The following is a 17,019-nucleotide window of genomic DNA, read 5'->3' as shown; positions in this document are numbered from 1 at the left end:
GCAGGCATCCGCGATGCGCCTCGCGGCGCGGGCGTTGCCCCTGTGCGGGGCGGCACCTACTCTTCTTTGCCGCGGCAAAGAAGAGTAGGCAGAAGAAAGCCGCTCACACCGCCGGCGCTTGCCCATTACCCACGGGCTCTCAACGTCCCCGTGTTTCGAGCGGCAGCGTACTGCCCTATGTAGTTGCCAACGTGCTGGCTAAACGCTTCACCCGCTTCATGCACGCGTGGCACGGCTAGGGACATCGAATGTTCCGGCGCCGCATGTCGGTAGTGAATGAGGTTGCTGTGCCGCGCAGGGCAACGCCCGCACTTAAGCCGCATCGCGTAGCGAAGGTTTCCTGTGCGCTGCGAATGCCTACACACAGTTTGCCGCAAAGGGGCCGGGGATATCCGATGTCGTGAGCCGCAACACGGGTGCATGAAGTGGGTGACGCGTTCGATAGATGCGCTGGCAACGCGCATGAGATAGCACGCTGCCGTATGAAATGTGGGGACGTTGAGAGCCCGTGGGTAAAGGTGAAGGACTGGCGGTGTGAGCGGCTTTCTTCTGCCTACTCTTCTTTGCCGCGGCAAAGAAGAGTAGGTGCCGCCCCGCACAGGGGCAACGCCCGCGCCGCGAGGCGCAACGCGGATGCCCGCGCAAAGGCGAAAGGACAAGCTGCGTCGCAGAACACAAACCACATCGCGGATGCCTGCGCAAAGGCGAAAAAACAAACCGCGTCGCAGACACAAACCGCAATCGCGGATGCCTGCGCAAAGGCAAAAGACAAACCGCGTCGCAGACACAAACCGCAATCGCGGATGCCTGCGCAAAGGCGAAAAAACAAACCGCGTCGCAGACACAAACCGCAATCGCGGATGCCGGCAGCGAGCCATAAAAAACCAAGAACAAAATGCCGTCGCAGACACGATCCGCGCCCGCGGCGCACTCCCCCCGGCAGCCTACTCCGGCAATAACGTAGTCAACACCTTAACCGTCCGCGCAGTCGCGCCGCGATGGCGCGCCGCAAACGCCGATGCCGCCGCCCCCATCGACACGCGACGCGGCTTGTCGTCAAACAGTTCGCGCAGCACGCGCGCAAGCCCAGCGGGATCGTCGACCTGCACGCACGCGCCCGCCGCAACGGCATCTGCTGTCGCCTGCGTGAAGTTGAACACGTGCGGCCCGATCAGCACCGGCACGCCGACGCCGCAAGCCTCGATCAGATTCTGCCCGCCGAGCGGCAACAGGCTGCCGCCGATGAACGCCACATCCGACGCCGCATAGTAAGCGCCCAGCTCGCCCATCGAATCGCCGAGCAGCACCTTCACGTCGCGCGGCAAGTTTTTCGCGGCGCCCTGGCCCGCAGCGACCGCGCCCGCAGGCGCCCACTCCGAACGACGCATGCAACGCAAGCCTTTCTTCTCGAGGAGCGCCGCCACTTCATTAAAACGCTGCGGATGACGCGGCACGAGAACCAGCAGCGCATCGTCGACGCCGAGCGCGTCGAGCGCCTGCAACACCAACTCCTCTTCGCCCTCGCGCGTGCTTGCAGCCACCCATACGGGACGCGCGCCGATCGCCGCGCGCCACGCATGTCCGCGCGCCGCGAGTTCGGGCGGCGTGTTCATGTCGAACTTCAGATTGCCGAGCACGGCCACGTTGCGCGCGCCCAAAGCGGAGAGCCGCGTCGCGTCCGACGGACTCTGCGCAAGCACGCGCGCGAAGCCGCCGAACACGCCGCGCGTCGCGTTGCCGAACTTCGCCGCGCGGCGGTACGAGCGCTCCGACATCCGCGCGTTCGTCAGCACGAGCGGCACGTCCGCGCGACGGCATTCGTCGATCAGCGTCGGCCACACTTCCGTTTCCATCACGAGACCGACGGAGGGCCGCCAGGCCTTCAGGAAACGCCGCACGGCATGCGGCATGTCATACGGCAGATAGCAGCGCAGCACGCAGTCGCCGAAAATCTGCACGCCCGTCGCGCGGCCGCTCGGCGTCATGTGCGTGAGCAGGATGCGCGCGTCGGGCCGCGCCTTGATGAGCGCGTCGATCAGAGGCTGCGCCGCGCGCGTCTCGCCCACCGATACGGCATGCACCCAGATCAGCGGCGTATCGTCCTCGGGCACGCGGCCGCGTCCATAGCCGAAGCGCTCGCCGATATGCTCGCGATACCCGCGCTCCTTGCGCGACCGGATGAAGAGGCGCAACACCGCCAGCGGCGCGATCAGACACCACAGCGCGTTATAGACGACCCTCAGCATCGGGCTTCCACGCGCGGCATTGCGGACGGCATCAACATGGCCGCGCACGTGGCGCCCGGCATCGGACGGACGGGTGCAAGCGCGCCGTTCAAACCAGCGCCCTGCCCTTCAGGCGTTCGAGAATGCCGAGCGGCGCGCACTCCGGCTGCGCCATCGACTTGACGGGCAAGAAGAATGTCTGCTCCATCATGAACTGGCCGGACATCACCGCATGCGACGTCTGGTCCGAGAAGCATACCCAGACGCTGCCGGGCGGAAACGGCATCGTCTCTTGCCGTGACGACTTCTGATAGTCGAGATCGGCTTTCATCCCGTCGTGCAGGTTCAGCATCAGATGGTCGTACTCGCTGCGCGGCGACTTCGTCACGTGCAGCAGATTCAGCAGCCACGCGGAGCCCGGCATCTGCGGCCTGATGCGCGGCAGGAAGCGCTTCGCCATGTCCTCGAAAGGCTCACCCACGCGCCACACGCGCGGCGTGCCGTTCGGATTGACGTTCGTGAACACGCGCAGGATGCGCTCGCCATAGTTGGGACGCGACGGGAACGCATCGACGTGCAGGCGGCTGTCGTCCTTGCGCCACGACGTCTGACGCGTCTCCACCTGATGCAGGCGCAGGCTCGTCGGCGCGACGCGCAGCTTGCCGATGTACTCGGGAAAAAGTCCGTCGACGAGCGTTCGCGCATTCGCCTGATAGCGCGCAATCAGCGCGCGCACGGCCGACTGCGTGACGGAATCGCCGAGCACGCCATGCAGCGCGCCGCCGTCCGGTTCGAGGCTGATGTTCTTGCGCTTCGGATCGGCGAGCGCGGGATCGAGCAACGCGCGCTCGCCGCCGTCGATCGCAAATGCGAGGTTCGGGAAATACAGCACCTTGCCGCGCTCGACGCCGGCGAGCAGCGTCTCGCGCGGCACGGACAGGTTCTTGCCGTGCCAGTCGGCGCTCGCTACTTCGATGATCTGGGATTCGTTCATGATCGCCTTTTCAAAGCGGATGGAACAGGGCGGGCGCGATGACCGGCCAGCGGGACCGCGCCGCGTGCTCATGCCCTTCCTGCTGCGCATCGCGGCATCCGGCTGCCGTGCGGGATACACCCATGGGACACACGCACGGGACGCATACGCGGGATGCAGGATGCGCCAACGGATACGTCACGCGGCCACGATGCATCGCCGCGCCGCATCACAGCAGGCCGAAACCCGCAAGCGCGGATTTCACCTGCTGCAGCGTCGGCGGCTGGCCCGCCGTGCCAAGATTCACGACGTTCGGCGACCAGTAGCCCCCCGTACGCCATGAAGTGGCGAAATTGTACAACTCGACCGTGGGCCGCTTCAGCGCGGCTGCGATATGAACCAGACCTGTATCAACCCCGACCGTCGCCGCAGCGCCCTCGATCAGACCGACCACGGCCGGCAGCGACAGTTTCGGCGGCACGATCGCGGCCGCGCCGAATTCTTTCGCGAGGCGCTCGCTCGTCGCGCGCTCGTCGTCGCTGCCCCACGGCAAAACGATCGACGCGCCGCGCCTTACCAGCGACTGCCCGAGCTCGATCCACGCGTTATCGGGCCATTGCTTGTCAGCGCGCGATGTCGCATGCACGAACACCACATACGGCACGGGCAGATTCAGTTGCGCCTCGGAGAGCGCAAGCGCCGCGCGGCGCGTGTCGAGTCCGAAGTCGATCTCGTCGGTGGGTTGCGGCGCGGGGTCGCCGAGCGCTGCGGCCACCAGTTGGCGCGTGCGTTCGACGACATGCGTGCGCGGCTCGATGGGCACGCGCCGGTCGTAGAAAAAGCGCACGGGCCACTCGAAGCCCGCGCCGTCCGTGCGATTGCCCAGGCCGACGAGCGGCCCGCGCGCCATCTTCGCGACCCACGCGGTCTTGATGAGCCCCTGGCAGTCGATCACGAGATCGTAGTTTTCGGCGGCGAGCGCGCGGCGGAACGCGCCGATCTCGCGCCAGTTGTCGACGGAGAGAATGCGCTTGCGCCAGCGCCGCAGCGATACCGGGATCGCGCGCCGCACGCCGTGCACGAGTTCCACCAGCTTGACGAAGCTCTCTTCGACGAGCCAGTCGATCTGCGCGTCAGGATGGCGGCGGCGAATGTCGGCGATGACGGGCATGTTGTGAACGACGTCGCCCAGCGACGACACTCTCACGATCAGTATCTTTTGCGCGCTCAAGAAAGGGAGAACGCCGGCTGACCCGGCGTCAGGATGCATGGAAAGGACGCAATTTTAGCGCGCCCGACGCAAATGACATGAAAAAACGCGGCGCGGTAAGCATACCTTGCGCCGCGTCGGGTTTGGCCGCTCTGGCCGGCTATGCGCGGGCACGGCACATAGCCGCGCCTTGCATCCGCAGAGGATCAGAACGGCAGTTTCGCGTCCGCTTTCTCCGCGAGGATCACGCGGCGGAAATCTTCCTGGATGCGCTTGAGCGCCGCATCGTTGTCGGCCTCGAAGCGCATCACGACGACAGGCGTCGTGTTCGACGAACGCGCGAGGCCGAAGCCGTCCGGATACTCGACGCGCAGCCCGTCGATCGTGACGACCTGATCGGCTTGCGGGAACGTCGCGCTCTTTTGCAGACGCGCGATCAGCTCGAAGTTCTCGCCTTCCTGCAGCTTCAGTTGCAGTTCCGGCGTCGAGTGCGAGTTCGGCAGGCCGTTGAGCAGCTTGCTCGGGTCCTGCACGCGCGAGAGGATTTCGAGCAGACGCGCGCCCGTGTACAGGCCGTCGTCGAAGCCATACCAGCGGTCCTTGAAGAACACGTGGCCGCTCATTTCGCCAGCGAGCGGCGCGCCCGTTTCGCGCAGCTTCGCCTTCACGAGCGAGTGGCCCGTCTTCCACATCAGCGGCTCGCCGCCCTTGTCCTTCACCCATTTCGCGAGATTGCGCGTGCACTTCACGTCGTAGATGATCTGCGCGCCCTTGTTGCGCGACAGCACTTCTTCGGCGAAGAGCATCAGCTGGCGGTCCGGATAGATGATCTGGCCGTCCTTCGTGACGACGCCCAGGCGGTCGCCGTCGCCGTCGAATGCGAAGCCGATTTCGGCGTCCGTTTCCTTCAGCGCGCGGATCACGTCCTGCAGATTTTCCGGGTGTGCCGGGTCCGGATGGTGATTCGGGAAGTTGCCGTCGATGTCCGTGAACAGCTCGACCAGCTCGCAGCCGAGTGCCTTGAAGAGGCGCGGCGCGAGACCGCCCGCGACGCCGTTGCCCGTGTCGACGACGATCTTCAGCGGCCGCGCGAGCTTGATGTCGCTGACGATGCGCTCGACGTACGCATCGGCGATGTCGTAGTCCTGATAGCTGCCGCTGCCGCTCTCGAAGCGGTTGTCGGTGATGCGCTTGTAGAGCGCCTGGATCTGGTCGCCGTAGATGGCCGCGCCGCGCAACACCATCTTGAAGCCGTTGTAGTCGGGCGGATTGTGGCTGCCCGTCACGACGATGCAGGAATCGACGCGGCGTTCGCCGCCTGCGAGCCTGAGCGGAACGCTGGCCGCGAAATAGCCGACGGGCGTGGGCACCATGCCGACGTTGACCACATCGACACCCGCCGCGCGCAGCCCATCGGACAGTGCCTGGATCAGTTCGGGCCCCGAGAGACGGCCGTCACGCGCGACGACGACGGCATCGCCGCCCTGCGCGCGCACTTCGCTGCCGAAGGCACGGCCAATCGAACGGGCGGTCTCGGCATCGAGCGTCTTGCCGATCACTCCGCGGATGTCATATGCCTTGAATATGGATTGCGAGATCATGGATTGGCTCACTTACGTGCAATGGAAATATGTTCGACACGGCGTGGTCATGGCGCTGTGCCTTGCCGGAAGCGGTCCGGATACAACTTATAATTGCGCTTTTCAGCGACGCCTTACTGGCGCCATTCTAATGCTTAGACGCCCCGCGCTCACAAAGTTGCCGCATCGGAAGCTCGGCTGGGCACGCCAAAATACAGACAATATGCACCTCCCGTGCCCGCAGACAGCAGACGGACGACATGCGGATGCCGGTGCTTAAGCGTTTCGCGAACCCGGACGTCACGCGCGCTGTCGCAAACCTTGTCTGGCTTGGCCTGGAGCGTCTCACGCAGATCGGCGTCGCGATCGCGATCAGCGGCGTGCTCGCGCGCTATTTCGGTCCCGACGTGTTCGGCAAGTGGCAATACGCCAATACGCTTTTGCTCGTCCTGTCGCCGATTACATGGGTGTGCGGCGCGGAAATCCTCGTGCCGACTATCGTCCATCGTCCGCCCGAGCAGCTCGGCACCGTGCTCGGCAGCGCGTTCGCGTTGCGGCTGTCGGTGTCGGCGGCTGCGCTGCTGCTCACGTGGGCGGGCATTCTGGCGTGCACGTCGGCGGGGTTCACCGATCCGCTCGTCGGCGCGATGCTGGCCGGGCTCGCCGTCACGATGCTGTTTCGCGAGCCGCTCGTCGGCGTGATCAACGCGTGGCTGCAGAGCATGACCTACAGCAAGCCGCAGCTCATCACGAGCATGACGACGGCCATCGCGAAGGCGATGCTCGTATGGCTGCTCGTGCGCGCAGCCGCGGCGCCCGCGCGCTTCGGCTGGCTGTGGGCGCTCGAATCGGCCGTGATCGGCGTCGTGCTGATCGCTTACTACGTGAAGCGGCATGGCGGCAAACTCGGCTGGCGCGTGGACCGCGCGCTCTTTCGCCACTTCGCGACGGCGGGCACGGTGTTCTGGCTCGGGCTCATCTGCATGTACCTGTTCCTGAAGCTCGACCGGCTGATGCTCGAACGCGCGATCTCGTTCGCCGATCTCGGGCGCTATTCGGCCGCTCAGCAACTGAACGAAAACTGGATCACGCTCGCGCTGATGCTCGCTCAAACGCTCGCGCCCGCGTTCGTCTATCGCATCCAGGACCTCGCGCAACTGCGCCGCAACATGTGGCGGCTCGCGGCGATGACGGCCGTGCTGATGATCGCGGGCGCGTGCGTGCTCGATCTGCTGGCGGGCTTCATCATCCGACGCGTGTTCGGGCCGAACTTCGAAGAGGCCGTCGATATTTTCCGCTGGGCGGTGTGGCTGTCCGTGCCGGCGGGCATCGAGGCGATCGGCAACCTCATCTTGCTGAAGTATCAGGCGAAGTTCGTGTTGCTGTCCAAATGGCTGCTCGCGCTGGCCGTCGCGTGCGTCGTCAATCTGTTTGCGATTGCCCGCATGGGCGCGTACGGCGCGCTGGTCGGTCTCGCCGCCGGGTATCTGGCCGCCGCGTGCGTCAATTTCTATTACATCCGTTTCAAGCTGCGTCCATGACGTCTCCTTCATTCACGCCGCCCGGCGGCGCGGCCTCGCTCGACGATGTCGCCGTGCTGATGCCCGCCTTCAACGGCCAGGCCGACGTCGAACGCACGCTGGCCTCGTTCAGCGAGGACGCGCGCATTCACGTGCTGATCGTCGACGATGGCAGCACGCCGCCCATCGTCGCGCCTTCCTTGCCGAACATGTCGATCGAAGTGCTGCGCATGCCGAAAAACGGCGGCATCGAGCGCGCGTTGCAGGCGGGCATCGAAGCGCTCGCGGAACGTGGCTTTCGCTACGCCGCGCGTATCGATGCCGGCGATCTGAGCGCGCCGCAGCGTCTTGCAAAACAGCGTGCGTATCTCGAAGCGAATCCGCGAGTCGCGGGTCTCGGCATGTGGACGCAGGTCGTCTCGCGCGACGGCACACCGCTCTTCATGCTGACGCCGCCCGCCGAGCCGCGCGCGATCCGGCGCGTGCGCTTTCTGCGCACGTGCTTCGTGCATCCGTCGATGATGTTGCGTGTCGATGCCGTGCTCGCCGTCGGCAACTATCGCGAGGCGTACAAGGCGGCAGAAGATCTCGATTTGTTCCTGCGTCTGATGGAGCGCCACGATTGCGCGAATCTGCCGGAAACCGGCCTTTACTATGAGCTGAACGAAGGCGGTATCAGCGCGACGAAACGGCGGCGCCAGATCGTATCGACGCTGCGTTTGCAGATGCAGTACTTCAACGTGCTTAATCCGTGCGACTGGCTGGGCCTTGCAAAGACGCTGCTGCATTTCGTGACGCCGTATCAGACGCTCCAGCGCGTCAAGAAGCGTCTCTATGCGCCGCGCGCGAGCCTCTAATATCCGCTTCCCTTTTCTGTCCCGCATCGCAAGCATGAAGCAACCGATCGAACCCGCCCGCGCGCTGCGCATCTGTCTCGTGTGCAATACCGCGTTTGCGATCTATACGTACCGGCAAGGGCTGATACGCATGCTCGTCGAACGCGGCGTCGAAGTGACGATAATCGCGCCGCGCGACCGCACGTTCGATCTGCTCAAAGAGATGGGCTGCCGCTGCATCGAGTTGCAGGTCGCATCGAAAGGCACCAACCCACGCGACGATCTGCGCACGATGGCGTCGCTGTACAGGCTCTATCGGTCGATCCGTCCGCATATCGTGTTTCATTACACGATCAAGCCGAATATCTTTGGCACGATTGCCGCGAAACTTGCAGGCGTCGACTCGGTTGCCGTGACGACTGGGCTGGGCTATGTTTTTATCCAGCAGAGTCGGGCCGCGCAAATCGCCAAGCTGCTATACCGCTTTGCGTTTCGCTTTCCACGCGAAGTATGGTTCTTGAATAAGGACGATCAGGCCGCCTTTCTCGATCAGAATCTGCTGGTGCATCCGGAGCGCGCGCGTCTGCTGCATGGCGAAGGCGTGGACCTCGACCAGTTTGCTTTCACGCCGTTGTCTGATGCGCGCGAGACATTTTCTTTTGTATTAATCGGGCGGCTGTTGTGGGATAAAGGCGTGGGCGAATATGTCGAGGCCGCGCGTCGTTTGCGCGCGACTTATCCGCACGCGCGCTTCCAGTTGCTCGGCCCCGTGGGCGTCGACAATCCGAGCGCGATCACGCGGGCCGAAGTGGATGCGTGGGTGCGCGAAGGCGTGATCGAGTATCTGGGCGAAGCGCACGACGTGCGTCCGCTGATCGAAGCCGCCGATTGCGTCGTGCTGCCTTCGTATCGCGAAGGCGTGCCGCGCACGCTGATGGAAGCATCGGCGATGGGCCGGCCCGTCATCGCCACCGACGTGCCCGGCTGCCGCGAATGCGTCGCCGACGGCGTCAACGGCCTGGTGTGCGAAGTGCGCAATGTCGACAGCCTCTCGGCAACGCTCGCGCAGATGCTCGACATGAGCGACGACGAACGACGCGCGATGGGCGCGCGCGGGCGTGAGAAGGTCACGAAGGAGTTCGACGAACGCGGCGTCGTCGAGCGGTACAAGGATGTCATCCGGCAATTGACGGGCGTATCACTTTAAGGGAGTTCAGCATGACCACGAAGGGCACAATTCTGGTGACGGGCGGTGCGGGCTTTATCGGCTCGCATACGTGCGTGGAATTGCTCAACAGCGATTACGACGTGGTCGTGATCGACAATCTCGTGAACAGCAAGCGCGAATCGATCGCGCGCGTCGAGAAGATCACCGGCAAGAAGATCGCGTTCTACGAAGCGAACGTGCGCGACGAAGCCACGCTCAACACTATTTTCGACCAGCACCCGATCACGGGCGCGATTCACTTCGCGGCGCTGAAGGCCGTCGGCGAATCGGTCGCGAAGCCGATCGCGTACTACCGCAACAACATCGACGGCCTGCTCGTGCTGCTCGACGTGATGCGCGCGCGCAATGTGAAGCAGTTCGTGTTCAGTTCGTCGGCGACGGTGTACGGCGTGCCGGAAAGCTCGCCCATCGACGAAACGTTCCCGCTGTCGGCGACCAACCCGTATGGCCAGAGCAAGCTGATCGCCGAACAGATTCTGCGCGACCTCGAAGTGTCCGACCCGTCGTGGCGCATCGCGACGCTGCGCTACTTCAACCCGGTCGGCGCGCACGAGAGCGGACTGATCGGCGAAGATCCGGGCGGCATTCCGAACAACCTGATGCCGTATGTCGCGCAGGTGGCCGTCGGCAAGCTCGACAAGCTGCGCGTATTCGGCGGCGACTACGACACGCCGGACGGCACGGGCGTGCGCGACTATATTCACGTCGTCGATCTGGCGCGCGGTCATATCGCGGCACTCGATGCGCTCGTCAAACGCGATGCGAGCTTCGTCGTGAATCTCGGGACGGGCCAGGGCTATAGCGTGCTCGAAATCGTGAAGGCCTTCGAGAAAGCATCCGGCAAGCCGGTGCCTTACGAGATCGTCGCGCGCCGTCCGGGCGACGTCGCGCAGTGCTTCGCGAATCCGGCGAAGGCGCGCGACGTGATCGGCTGGAGCGCGCAGTTCGACATCGAGCGCATGTGCGTCGATCATTGGCGCTGGCAGGCGCAGAATCCGCGCGGGTTCGAGTAAGCGCGATCGCACGCACACTCCACGCATTGCGCGCGCGAACGGATCGCTCCGCTGCGATCCGTTCCACATCTTTCCATCTCCTTCCGCTTCCTCTTCTGTGCACCGACGCACAGAAGTTCCCTCCCTCCGATGCTTCAATCACCGGACATGACGGGCGCTGCGGCATCCGCTTTGGCCCGGCGTCCCCGGAGGGAAAATGAATGTCATTGCAGAAGCGTCCGTCAAAGACGCCCTTGGGCATGAGACACAGCCCGCTTGCATCGTCCAGCCTGTCGTGCTGGCTGGAGGCTCGGGCACGCGTCTGTGGCCACTGTCGCGCGAGCAATGCCCGAAACAGTTGATCGGTCTGACGAGCGACGAATCGCTGCTCGAAGCCACGTTGCGCAGAACGGAAGGGCTGCGCGTGCCCACACCTGGTCTTCCGACCCAACATATCGTGAGGACGCAACGGGCGCTCGTCGTCTGTAGCGAAGAACTGCGGCTGCCGACGCGCGAACGGCTCGAACGCTGCGCGTGCGAATCGCGCGTCGTGCTCGAACCCGCGCCGCGCAATACGGCGCCCGCGCTGACGGTCGCCGCGCTGGCCGCGCTCGCCGACGCGCCGCAAGGCGAAGACCCTGTTCTCGTCGTGATGCCCGCCGATCATCTGATCGTCGATGACGCCGCATTCGCCGCGACGTTGCAGCAAGCCGTCCAGCATGCGCTGCACGATGCGATCGTCGCGCTGGGCGTGCCGCCCGAGCGCGCGGAAACGGGCTACGGCTACATCAAGACGGGCCTGCCCGCCGACGCGCGCGGCGCACGGACCATCGAGCGCTTCGTCGAAAAGCCCGCGCAGGAAACGGCCGAGCGCTATGTAGCGTCGGGCAAGTACTGGTGGAACAGCGGCATCTTCGTGATGCGCGCATCGGTGTGGCTCGCGGCCATCGCGTCGTGCCGGCCCGACATCGCGGCCGCATGCCGCGCGGCGTATGACAACGCATGCAGCGATCGCGACGGCGCGATGCTGATCGACCGCGCCGCGTTCGCCGCATGCCCGAGCGATTCGATCGACTACGCGGTGATGGAACGCATCGGCGACGATCCGAAGCTGACGGGCATCATCGTGCCACTGACGGCGGGCTGGTCCGATGTCGGCGCATGGGATGCCGTCTGGAACATCAGCGCGAAGGATGCAGCGGGCAACGTCGCGCGCGGCCGCGTGCTGCTGGAGAGCGCGAGCGACACGTATGCGCATTCCGAAGGGCGCCTCGTCGCGTGTGTCGGCGTGACGGGGGTCGTGGTGGTCGAGACGGCCGATGCCGTGCTCGTCGCCGCGAAAGACCGCGTGCAGGACGTCAAGGCCATCGTGAACCGGCTGAATGCCGCGAAGGACACGGAAGCGAAGGCGCATCGCAAAGTCGAGCGGCCGTGGGGCTGCTACGACTCGATCGATCGCGGCGACCGCTTCCAGGTGAAGCGGATCGTCGTGAAGCCGGGCGGGCGGCTATCGCTGCAGATGCATCATCATCGCGCGGAGCACTGGGTCGTCGTGCGCGGCACGGCACGCGTGACGCGCGGCAACGAATCGTTCCTGCTCACCGAAAACCAGTCGACCTATATTCCGCTCGGCGTGCAGCACCGGCTGGAGAATCCGGGCAAGACGCCGCTCGAAATCATCGAGGTGCAATCGGGCGGCTATCTCGGCGAAGACGATATCGTGCGCTTTGACGATCAATATGGGCGCGGCACGCCAATGGGCAGACTTTAATGTCGCGGGCGCGCTGTGCGTGTATGCGCGTGGAGTGGCGATTCAGTGCCATACCCTGAGCCGGAACAACTGGGTTCATGCAGAGCCCGTCACCCGTCACGCCCCGGGGGGCGCACGTTGGCTATAAAATTTCTGCATCTTGGGCTTGGCAAACGAAATATTCCCATGTTAGGATCCGTCCGTCGGTTTCCTTGAGCCGCTTCTGCGGCATGAGCGGCATAGTTCCGCACCCGACGTGTCATCAATATGAATTCGCGTGCCCGCTCGTAAATGCGCACGGCAGGAATCAAGCAAATGGGTTGGACATTGCGTCCTCATACCCCAAATACGCTACTTGAGAGCTTTTCACGGTCTCAAAGCATCGAGAATGGCCGGACGTACAGGCGAGTCTGCGATGCAACTGCCGCACGGCAGACAGGCTGTGATCAACTCGTCCTCACGAAAAGTTCGATCGAAACGGTTACGCATCGTTTTTGATGTGCTCGCCTTCCGAACGGCTGCCGTTCAAAATGTAAAGCTCCGCGCCCCGTTTGCGGGCACGAGAGAAATCACGCAGTACAAGGTCCAGGCATTGCGTCCCGACACCCGGTCAGTGTTTAGGAATTCCTGTATGGTTTCCTGGCTCAGCGGATTTCGCCAGCAAGCGGTACACGCGAATCTACCGGCAAACCGACGCAGTTGTCACGCGCCTGAAGGCGCGCCAATCAATATAGCGATCAAAGATTCAAATTGATCCAGTGCGCATGCCTTCTGATGCGCCAGCGTTCTCAACGCCTGCCGTTCGTGGCTATCCTGATAGCCTTTAATTCTGGCGCGAAACGTCTGGAAAGCAGCCCTCCATCGCAAGCTTAACGGTGCCGGCGTTCCCGCACCTGGTACTAAGCGCAGGTCGTCAACGAAGCGCCGTGCAATCCCGTTTCTGAATACACCATTAACTGAAAAGGCAAGCTCACAACCTCGTGTCCTTGCCGTGGCCAGCCTGGGTGCATTGTGACGCGCCCTGTCCTCGACGTCTGGCCAGTGCAGTCCGCCATGCGCCTCCGGCGCCTTCAGCGCTGCCCCATCAAACGACCACATCAAGCGAACCGGCTGTATCCGCCATGCGCAGCAGCCGCTTCTTCCTCCATGCCGTGTTCGCGCGGCATTTCTGAAAGCCCCCCGACGCAGCAATGCGTCAGACACGCCTGAACGGGCGCGCCTCAAGCCATTGAGCGCGCCCTCGCATTTCGCGAGGCGAAGTCAGCGGGCTGCCCCAATCTCAAACTGGCGCGACTGCAACAATTCCTTCTTTTTCGAAGGACTCCATCTTAACGAGCCCCGCCTCCCATGAAGTTGAAAGTGCTGCGTACAGTCTGGCTGCCCCCAGGCGGCCCGGTGGACCAGCGCACTCCCACTTAAGTAACGGTGACACGGATCACTCCGTGCGGGGCCATGTCCGCCGTGGGCCTTCCGCCGCCGGGCATGATTCGTTCAGGAAGTCTTCGCTTTTTCGCTTTTTCGCTTTTTCGCTTTTTCGCTTTTTCGCTTTTTCGCTTTTTCGCTTTTTCGCTTTTTCGCTTTTTCACCTTTTCAGGAGAGAACGATGGGTCAAACTTCGCGATTGCGGCACGGTTCACGGGAGTATTCCCGCTATCGCGGCGGGTCCTTTAAAACCCAGGACAACCGCCGGCAGCTCACCCATGAATTGTGGACTTTCCCCACCCGGCTCGGTATCCGCGTTGCCCACATCCGCGATATCCCATTGTGGATGATTGCACTGTACTTCCAGATGCGCCTGTGCGAAGGGATCGCGGCCCCACATGCGCGCAACACGACCACTGCCGTGCGCGTCCTTCTCGACGAGGCCGGCCGTGGACGTGTCAATACGGAATGTTCCAACGATGCGCTCGGTGTGCCTCGCCGCGATCGCACGGGCACCCGTCGCGCGCTGACGCCCGAGGAATTTGCGCAGATGCGCGAACGTGCGCGGTGTGTCGATGAAGGGCTGGCGCACCATATCTCGATCATGTACTACCTCGGACCGCGTGCGATTGAAGCCCTGCGATCCGCGGACACGCTCGCGGGCTGGCTCGCCCTGCTTCGGATGGATGCGAACTCCCTTCCGTTTTCGCATGGTGCCAAAACCAACCGCTTCCGCAACATCGAAATCATCAGCAGCTTGCGCGATCAGACGATCCAGACAATCGAGGAGGCGCTTGCCTATTGCGAGACGCACAACGGCAGGCTGCTCAACGGGATCGGTAACGATCTTAAGACCGGTCGCAATCGAATGCGCACCGCGCTCCAGGCTGCCGGATTCAGCGGCGACACGGTGTCACATTGTTGCCGCTATTCATATGCAGTGAACCTGGCGCTAGAGCTGCTCGATGCAGGGGTAAGCCCCGACGATGTCCTCGATCGCGTATCCCAATCTTTGGGACACGGGGACCGGGCGCCGATGGTGCTAAACACATACCTGCGCGAGATCAAGGAGCGGTTCGCGTCGGCGACCATTCCGAGAGTCACGTCTCGCAACCCGAAACGTGCCGGGCGCCGCAGACATCTGCCTGGTCCGCAACGCACCATCCGATCGAACCGGGTGATGCAGTTCAAAAAGGAATCCTGATATATCGCCAAAAACAGCCTTTTAATCTGCTTTATTGTCCATCAACATACGTTAAGGAGTAGAAAATGATCGACATCCAGACCGCTGCAGACGGCGTCGGTCTGCTGGAAACGGCACGCCAAGTGATCGGACGAGAAGGATGGCACGCAGACGCCGCCCGCGTGCTGGACCCGCCCTGGCAGATCTTCGCGCGCTTTGTGCTTGGACTCGGCGCAGCGCCGGCGTCGGTGACCGACGTCCCGGTGGAAACGCTGGAGGCCTTTTCCCGGCATTGCGACCTCGAAGGTGCAGTCGCCTTCGAGGAAGCTCCTCTCATATTGGGCGCCGTCCGCCTTATCCTGCTTCACTGCGGTTATGACCGTGAGGCGCTCGCGGCCCTGAGCGCTCCGCGCCGCCGAAAACGCGTGCAAAACAAGGACAAGGCGTATCGCCATGAAGTCACGCGACCGCGCGAAGTCCCCGGTAAGACGGGGACGCAGGCCGGCGGTGACAGCGACACATGCGGAGAGGAGAAGACATCCTGATGCGATCCGCCGGGAAGCTTAGCAGGGCATGGCATCGGGTACCCGCGCGATAGCCCGGCACCGGATCTTCCGACGCAGGCATTGCTCGACCTTTTTTACCAACGAACGAAACCCATAAGGACTACACATGCATTCAATCACCATTATTGTGCGTACATCGGATGATCTCACGCAACGTAGCATGACGGACGTCGTGCACGGCTATCGTGGCGCCAGTATCAAACGGCACGCAACGGACATGAACGCCCAACCCGGGATTACGGAGCCGGCCGCCCGGCGTGAGGAAATGGAAGAGTCATATTGCACGCTGATGGCATCGGCTCATGGGGGGTTGCTCGAAGTTTCGCCGCAGAACCGGCAGGATCTGGTGACGTTCCTGAATGAACGTAAAGACACACTTGTCGAGCTGGCCTGCGTCGTCGTGATCGTATCGCCGGATGAGGAGTCGCAGCGCAACGCCGTTACCCTGCTCGACGCAACTGTGCCCGGCAGCCTTGGACCCGAACAGTGTCGCCTGCTGCTTGTCGACTGCCCGCGGGATACGCAACCCGAGTCCGCGTTCGGACAGGTTTACACGTATCTGGGCGATAAACAGCTCGACGGGCTGGTTGTGCCCGCGGTGGTCTGCGCCTCTCGTGCTTTCGAACAGGCACAGGCACACAAGCTCTCGCTTGGCGCGCTGATTCATCGTGCCGTCGACATCGAAGGCGAGTTCGCAGCAGCGCGCACACAAGGTGCAAGCGAAAAGAAGCTTCACACGCTGAGCCGTCGGCTGATGGCAGCACGCACTGTCGTTGCCGCTGCACGTGAGTTTGAGCGTGCCTACGATCTGCTTGGCCTGCCTCGTATTGGAAAAGACGAGTGGCTGCGCGAAGCTGGCGCATCGACTCACCGCGCGACCTCCCGCTGAACACGTCATGGCTTGCACCCTGTATCAGCTGCTACGCCGCGGATGCAACCGTCAGTGGCATCACGGCGCATGCGGCAGGGCACGGTGCAAGCCTGTCCGCGAGCCCGCCTGTGCAGCAAAAGGATGCGCGTTCTTCCCGTGCATCGATTCAACAGACCATGGTGAAGACTGCAGTCTGGAGACTGCAAACGCACAGATGATCAGAAAGTCACAAAGGCTGGTCGACGTCGGCGCAGATCGAAGGCCGATAGCGATATACGTTCCGGAAAGCGCGGGATCATCGATACCCGCGGCGTCATATCAGACGCTAAACACTGCGAACTGATCGTCAGCGGAGGGTAAAGCGATTCTACGATGTTGCAGTAAGCACTGCGGCGACTGGCTGCATGTCTTTCATCAACTTTCGCGTGAAGGAATAACTCACGCTATTACAGGAGTCAGGTAAAGATGAGCTGGATCACTCTGGACGAGTATCTGTTTGCAAAAATCGACAGGATGTTCAAGCCGACAACGCCCCAACCGCGTCGAACAGTGATTTTCAACGGATTGCTGCGCCAGGTATCCCCGCGACACCCGGCTCCACGTGCAATGCGTATGCGTGAACGTCCTGGCGTGCGGCGAACGTTGTGTCCAAGGTGGGCAAAG

Annotated in this window: 13 protein-coding genes; 8 read left to right on the top strand and 5 right to left on the bottom strand. The window is 63.1% G+C overall.

The window, feature by feature from the left end; translation table 11 throughout:
• Positions 1-944: 944 nt before the first annotated feature.
• The 4 genes from waaA to AABE10_RS33330 form a co-directional block, all read right to left on the bottom strand.
• On the bottom strand, positions 945-2,246 hold the full coding sequence (gene waaA, locus AABE10_RS33345; RefSeq protein ID WP_342937364.1) for a lipid IV(A) 3-deoxy-D-manno-octulosonic acid transferase: 1,302 nt from the start codon (positions 2,244-2,246) through the stop codon (positions 945-947).
• A gap of 88 nt (positions 2,247-2,334) precedes the next feature.
• Positions 2,335-3,219, bottom strand: coding sequence for a Kdo hydroxylase family protein (locus AABE10_RS33340; RefSeq protein ID WP_342937363.1), 885 nt, complete (start codon positions 3,217-3,219; stop codon positions 2,335-2,337).
• Positions 3,220-3,427: 208 nt separating this feature from the next.
• A complete protein-coding gene (gene waaC / locus AABE10_RS33335) occupies positions 3,428-4,468 on the bottom strand; it encodes a lipopolysaccharide heptosyltransferase I (RefSeq protein ID WP_342937362.1) in 1,041 nt (346 codons plus the stop codon).
• 146 nt (positions 4,469-4,614) lie between these two features.
• Positions 4,615-6,009 (bottom strand): phosphomannomutase/phosphoglucomutase, encoded by a 1,395-nt coding sequence (locus AABE10_RS33330; RefSeq protein WP_342937361.1) that lies wholly within the window; start codon positions 6,007-6,009, stop codon positions 4,615-4,617.
• 245 nt (positions 6,010-6,254) lie between these two features.
• Between AABE10_RS33330 and AABE10_RS33325 the strand changes: the two genes are divergently transcribed.
• The 5 genes from AABE10_RS33325 (at position 6,255) to AABE10_RS33305 (ending at position 12,335) form a co-directional block, all read left to right on the top strand.
• Complete coding sequence (locus AABE10_RS33325; protein WP_342937360.1) at positions 6,255-7,529, top strand: oligosaccharide flippase family protein; 1,275 nt, start codon at positions 6,255-6,257, stop codon at positions 7,527-7,529.
• Entirely contained in the window at positions 7,526-8,365 is an 840-nt protein-coding gene (locus tag AABE10_RS33320; protein WP_342937359.1) for a glycosyltransferase, read from the top strand. The genes AABE10_RS33325 and AABE10_RS33320 overlap by 4 nt, the downstream gene beginning before the upstream one ends.
• A 34-nt stretch (positions 8,366-8,399) precedes the next feature.
• The gene (locus AABE10_RS33315; protein ID WP_342937358.1) at positions 8,400-9,551 is read left to right on the top strand and encodes a glycosyltransferase family 4 protein; all 1,152 of its coding nucleotides are present in this window, start codon (positions 8,400-8,402) and stop codon (positions 9,549-9,551) included.
• Between the two features lie 11 nt (positions 9,552-9,562).
• Positions 9,563-10,585 (top strand): UDP-glucose 4-epimerase GalE, encoded by a 1,023-nt coding sequence (galE, locus tag AABE10_RS33310; RefSeq protein ID WP_342937357.1) that lies wholly within the window; start codon positions 9,563-9,565, stop codon positions 10,583-10,585.
• 196 nt (positions 10,586-10,781) lie between these two features.
• On the top strand, positions 10,782-12,335 hold the full coding sequence (locus tag AABE10_RS33305) for a mannose-1-phosphate guanylyltransferase/mannose-6-phosphate isomerase (protein ID WP_342937356.1): 1,554 nt from the start codon (positions 10,782-10,784) through the stop codon (positions 12,333-12,335).
• A gap of 1,394 nt (positions 12,336-13,729) precedes the next feature.
• On the opposite strand, the gene AABE10_RS33300 is transcribed toward AABE10_RS33305, so the two are convergent.
• Complete coding sequence (locus AABE10_RS33300; RefSeq protein ID WP_342937355.1) at positions 13,730-13,951, bottom strand: hypothetical protein; 222 nt, start codon at positions 13,949-13,951, stop codon at positions 13,730-13,732.
• On the opposite strand from AABE10_RS33300, the gene AABE10_RS33295 reads away from it, so the two are divergent.
• The 3 genes from AABE10_RS33295 (at position 13,918) to AABE10_RS33285 (ending at position 16,374) form a co-directional block, all read left to right on the top strand.
• A complete protein-coding gene (locus AABE10_RS33295) occupies positions 13,918-14,940 on the top strand; it encodes an integrase domain-containing protein (RefSeq protein WP_342937354.1) in 1,023 nt (340 codons plus the stop codon). The genes AABE10_RS33300 and AABE10_RS33295 overlap by 34 nt on opposite strands.
• Before the next feature lie 65 nt (positions 14,941-15,005).
• Entirely contained in the window at positions 15,006-15,464 is a 459-nt protein-coding gene (locus tag AABE10_RS33290) for a hypothetical protein (RefSeq protein ID WP_342937353.1), read from the top strand.
• A 127-nt stretch (positions 15,465-15,591) separates the two neighbouring features.
• Entirely contained in the window at positions 15,592-16,374 is a 783-nt protein-coding gene (locus AABE10_RS33285) for a hypothetical protein (protein WP_342937352.1), read from the top strand.
• The last annotated feature ends 645 nt before the right edge of the window (positions 16,375-17,019 follow it).

Source organism: Paraburkholderia diazotrophica, from assembly GCF_038900755.1.
Lineage (GTDB): Bacteria > Pseudomonadota > Gammaproteobacteria > Burkholderiales > Burkholderiaceae > Paraburkholderia > Paraburkholderia diazotrophica_A.
This window is presented reverse-complemented; position numbering and strand designations above follow the sequence as displayed.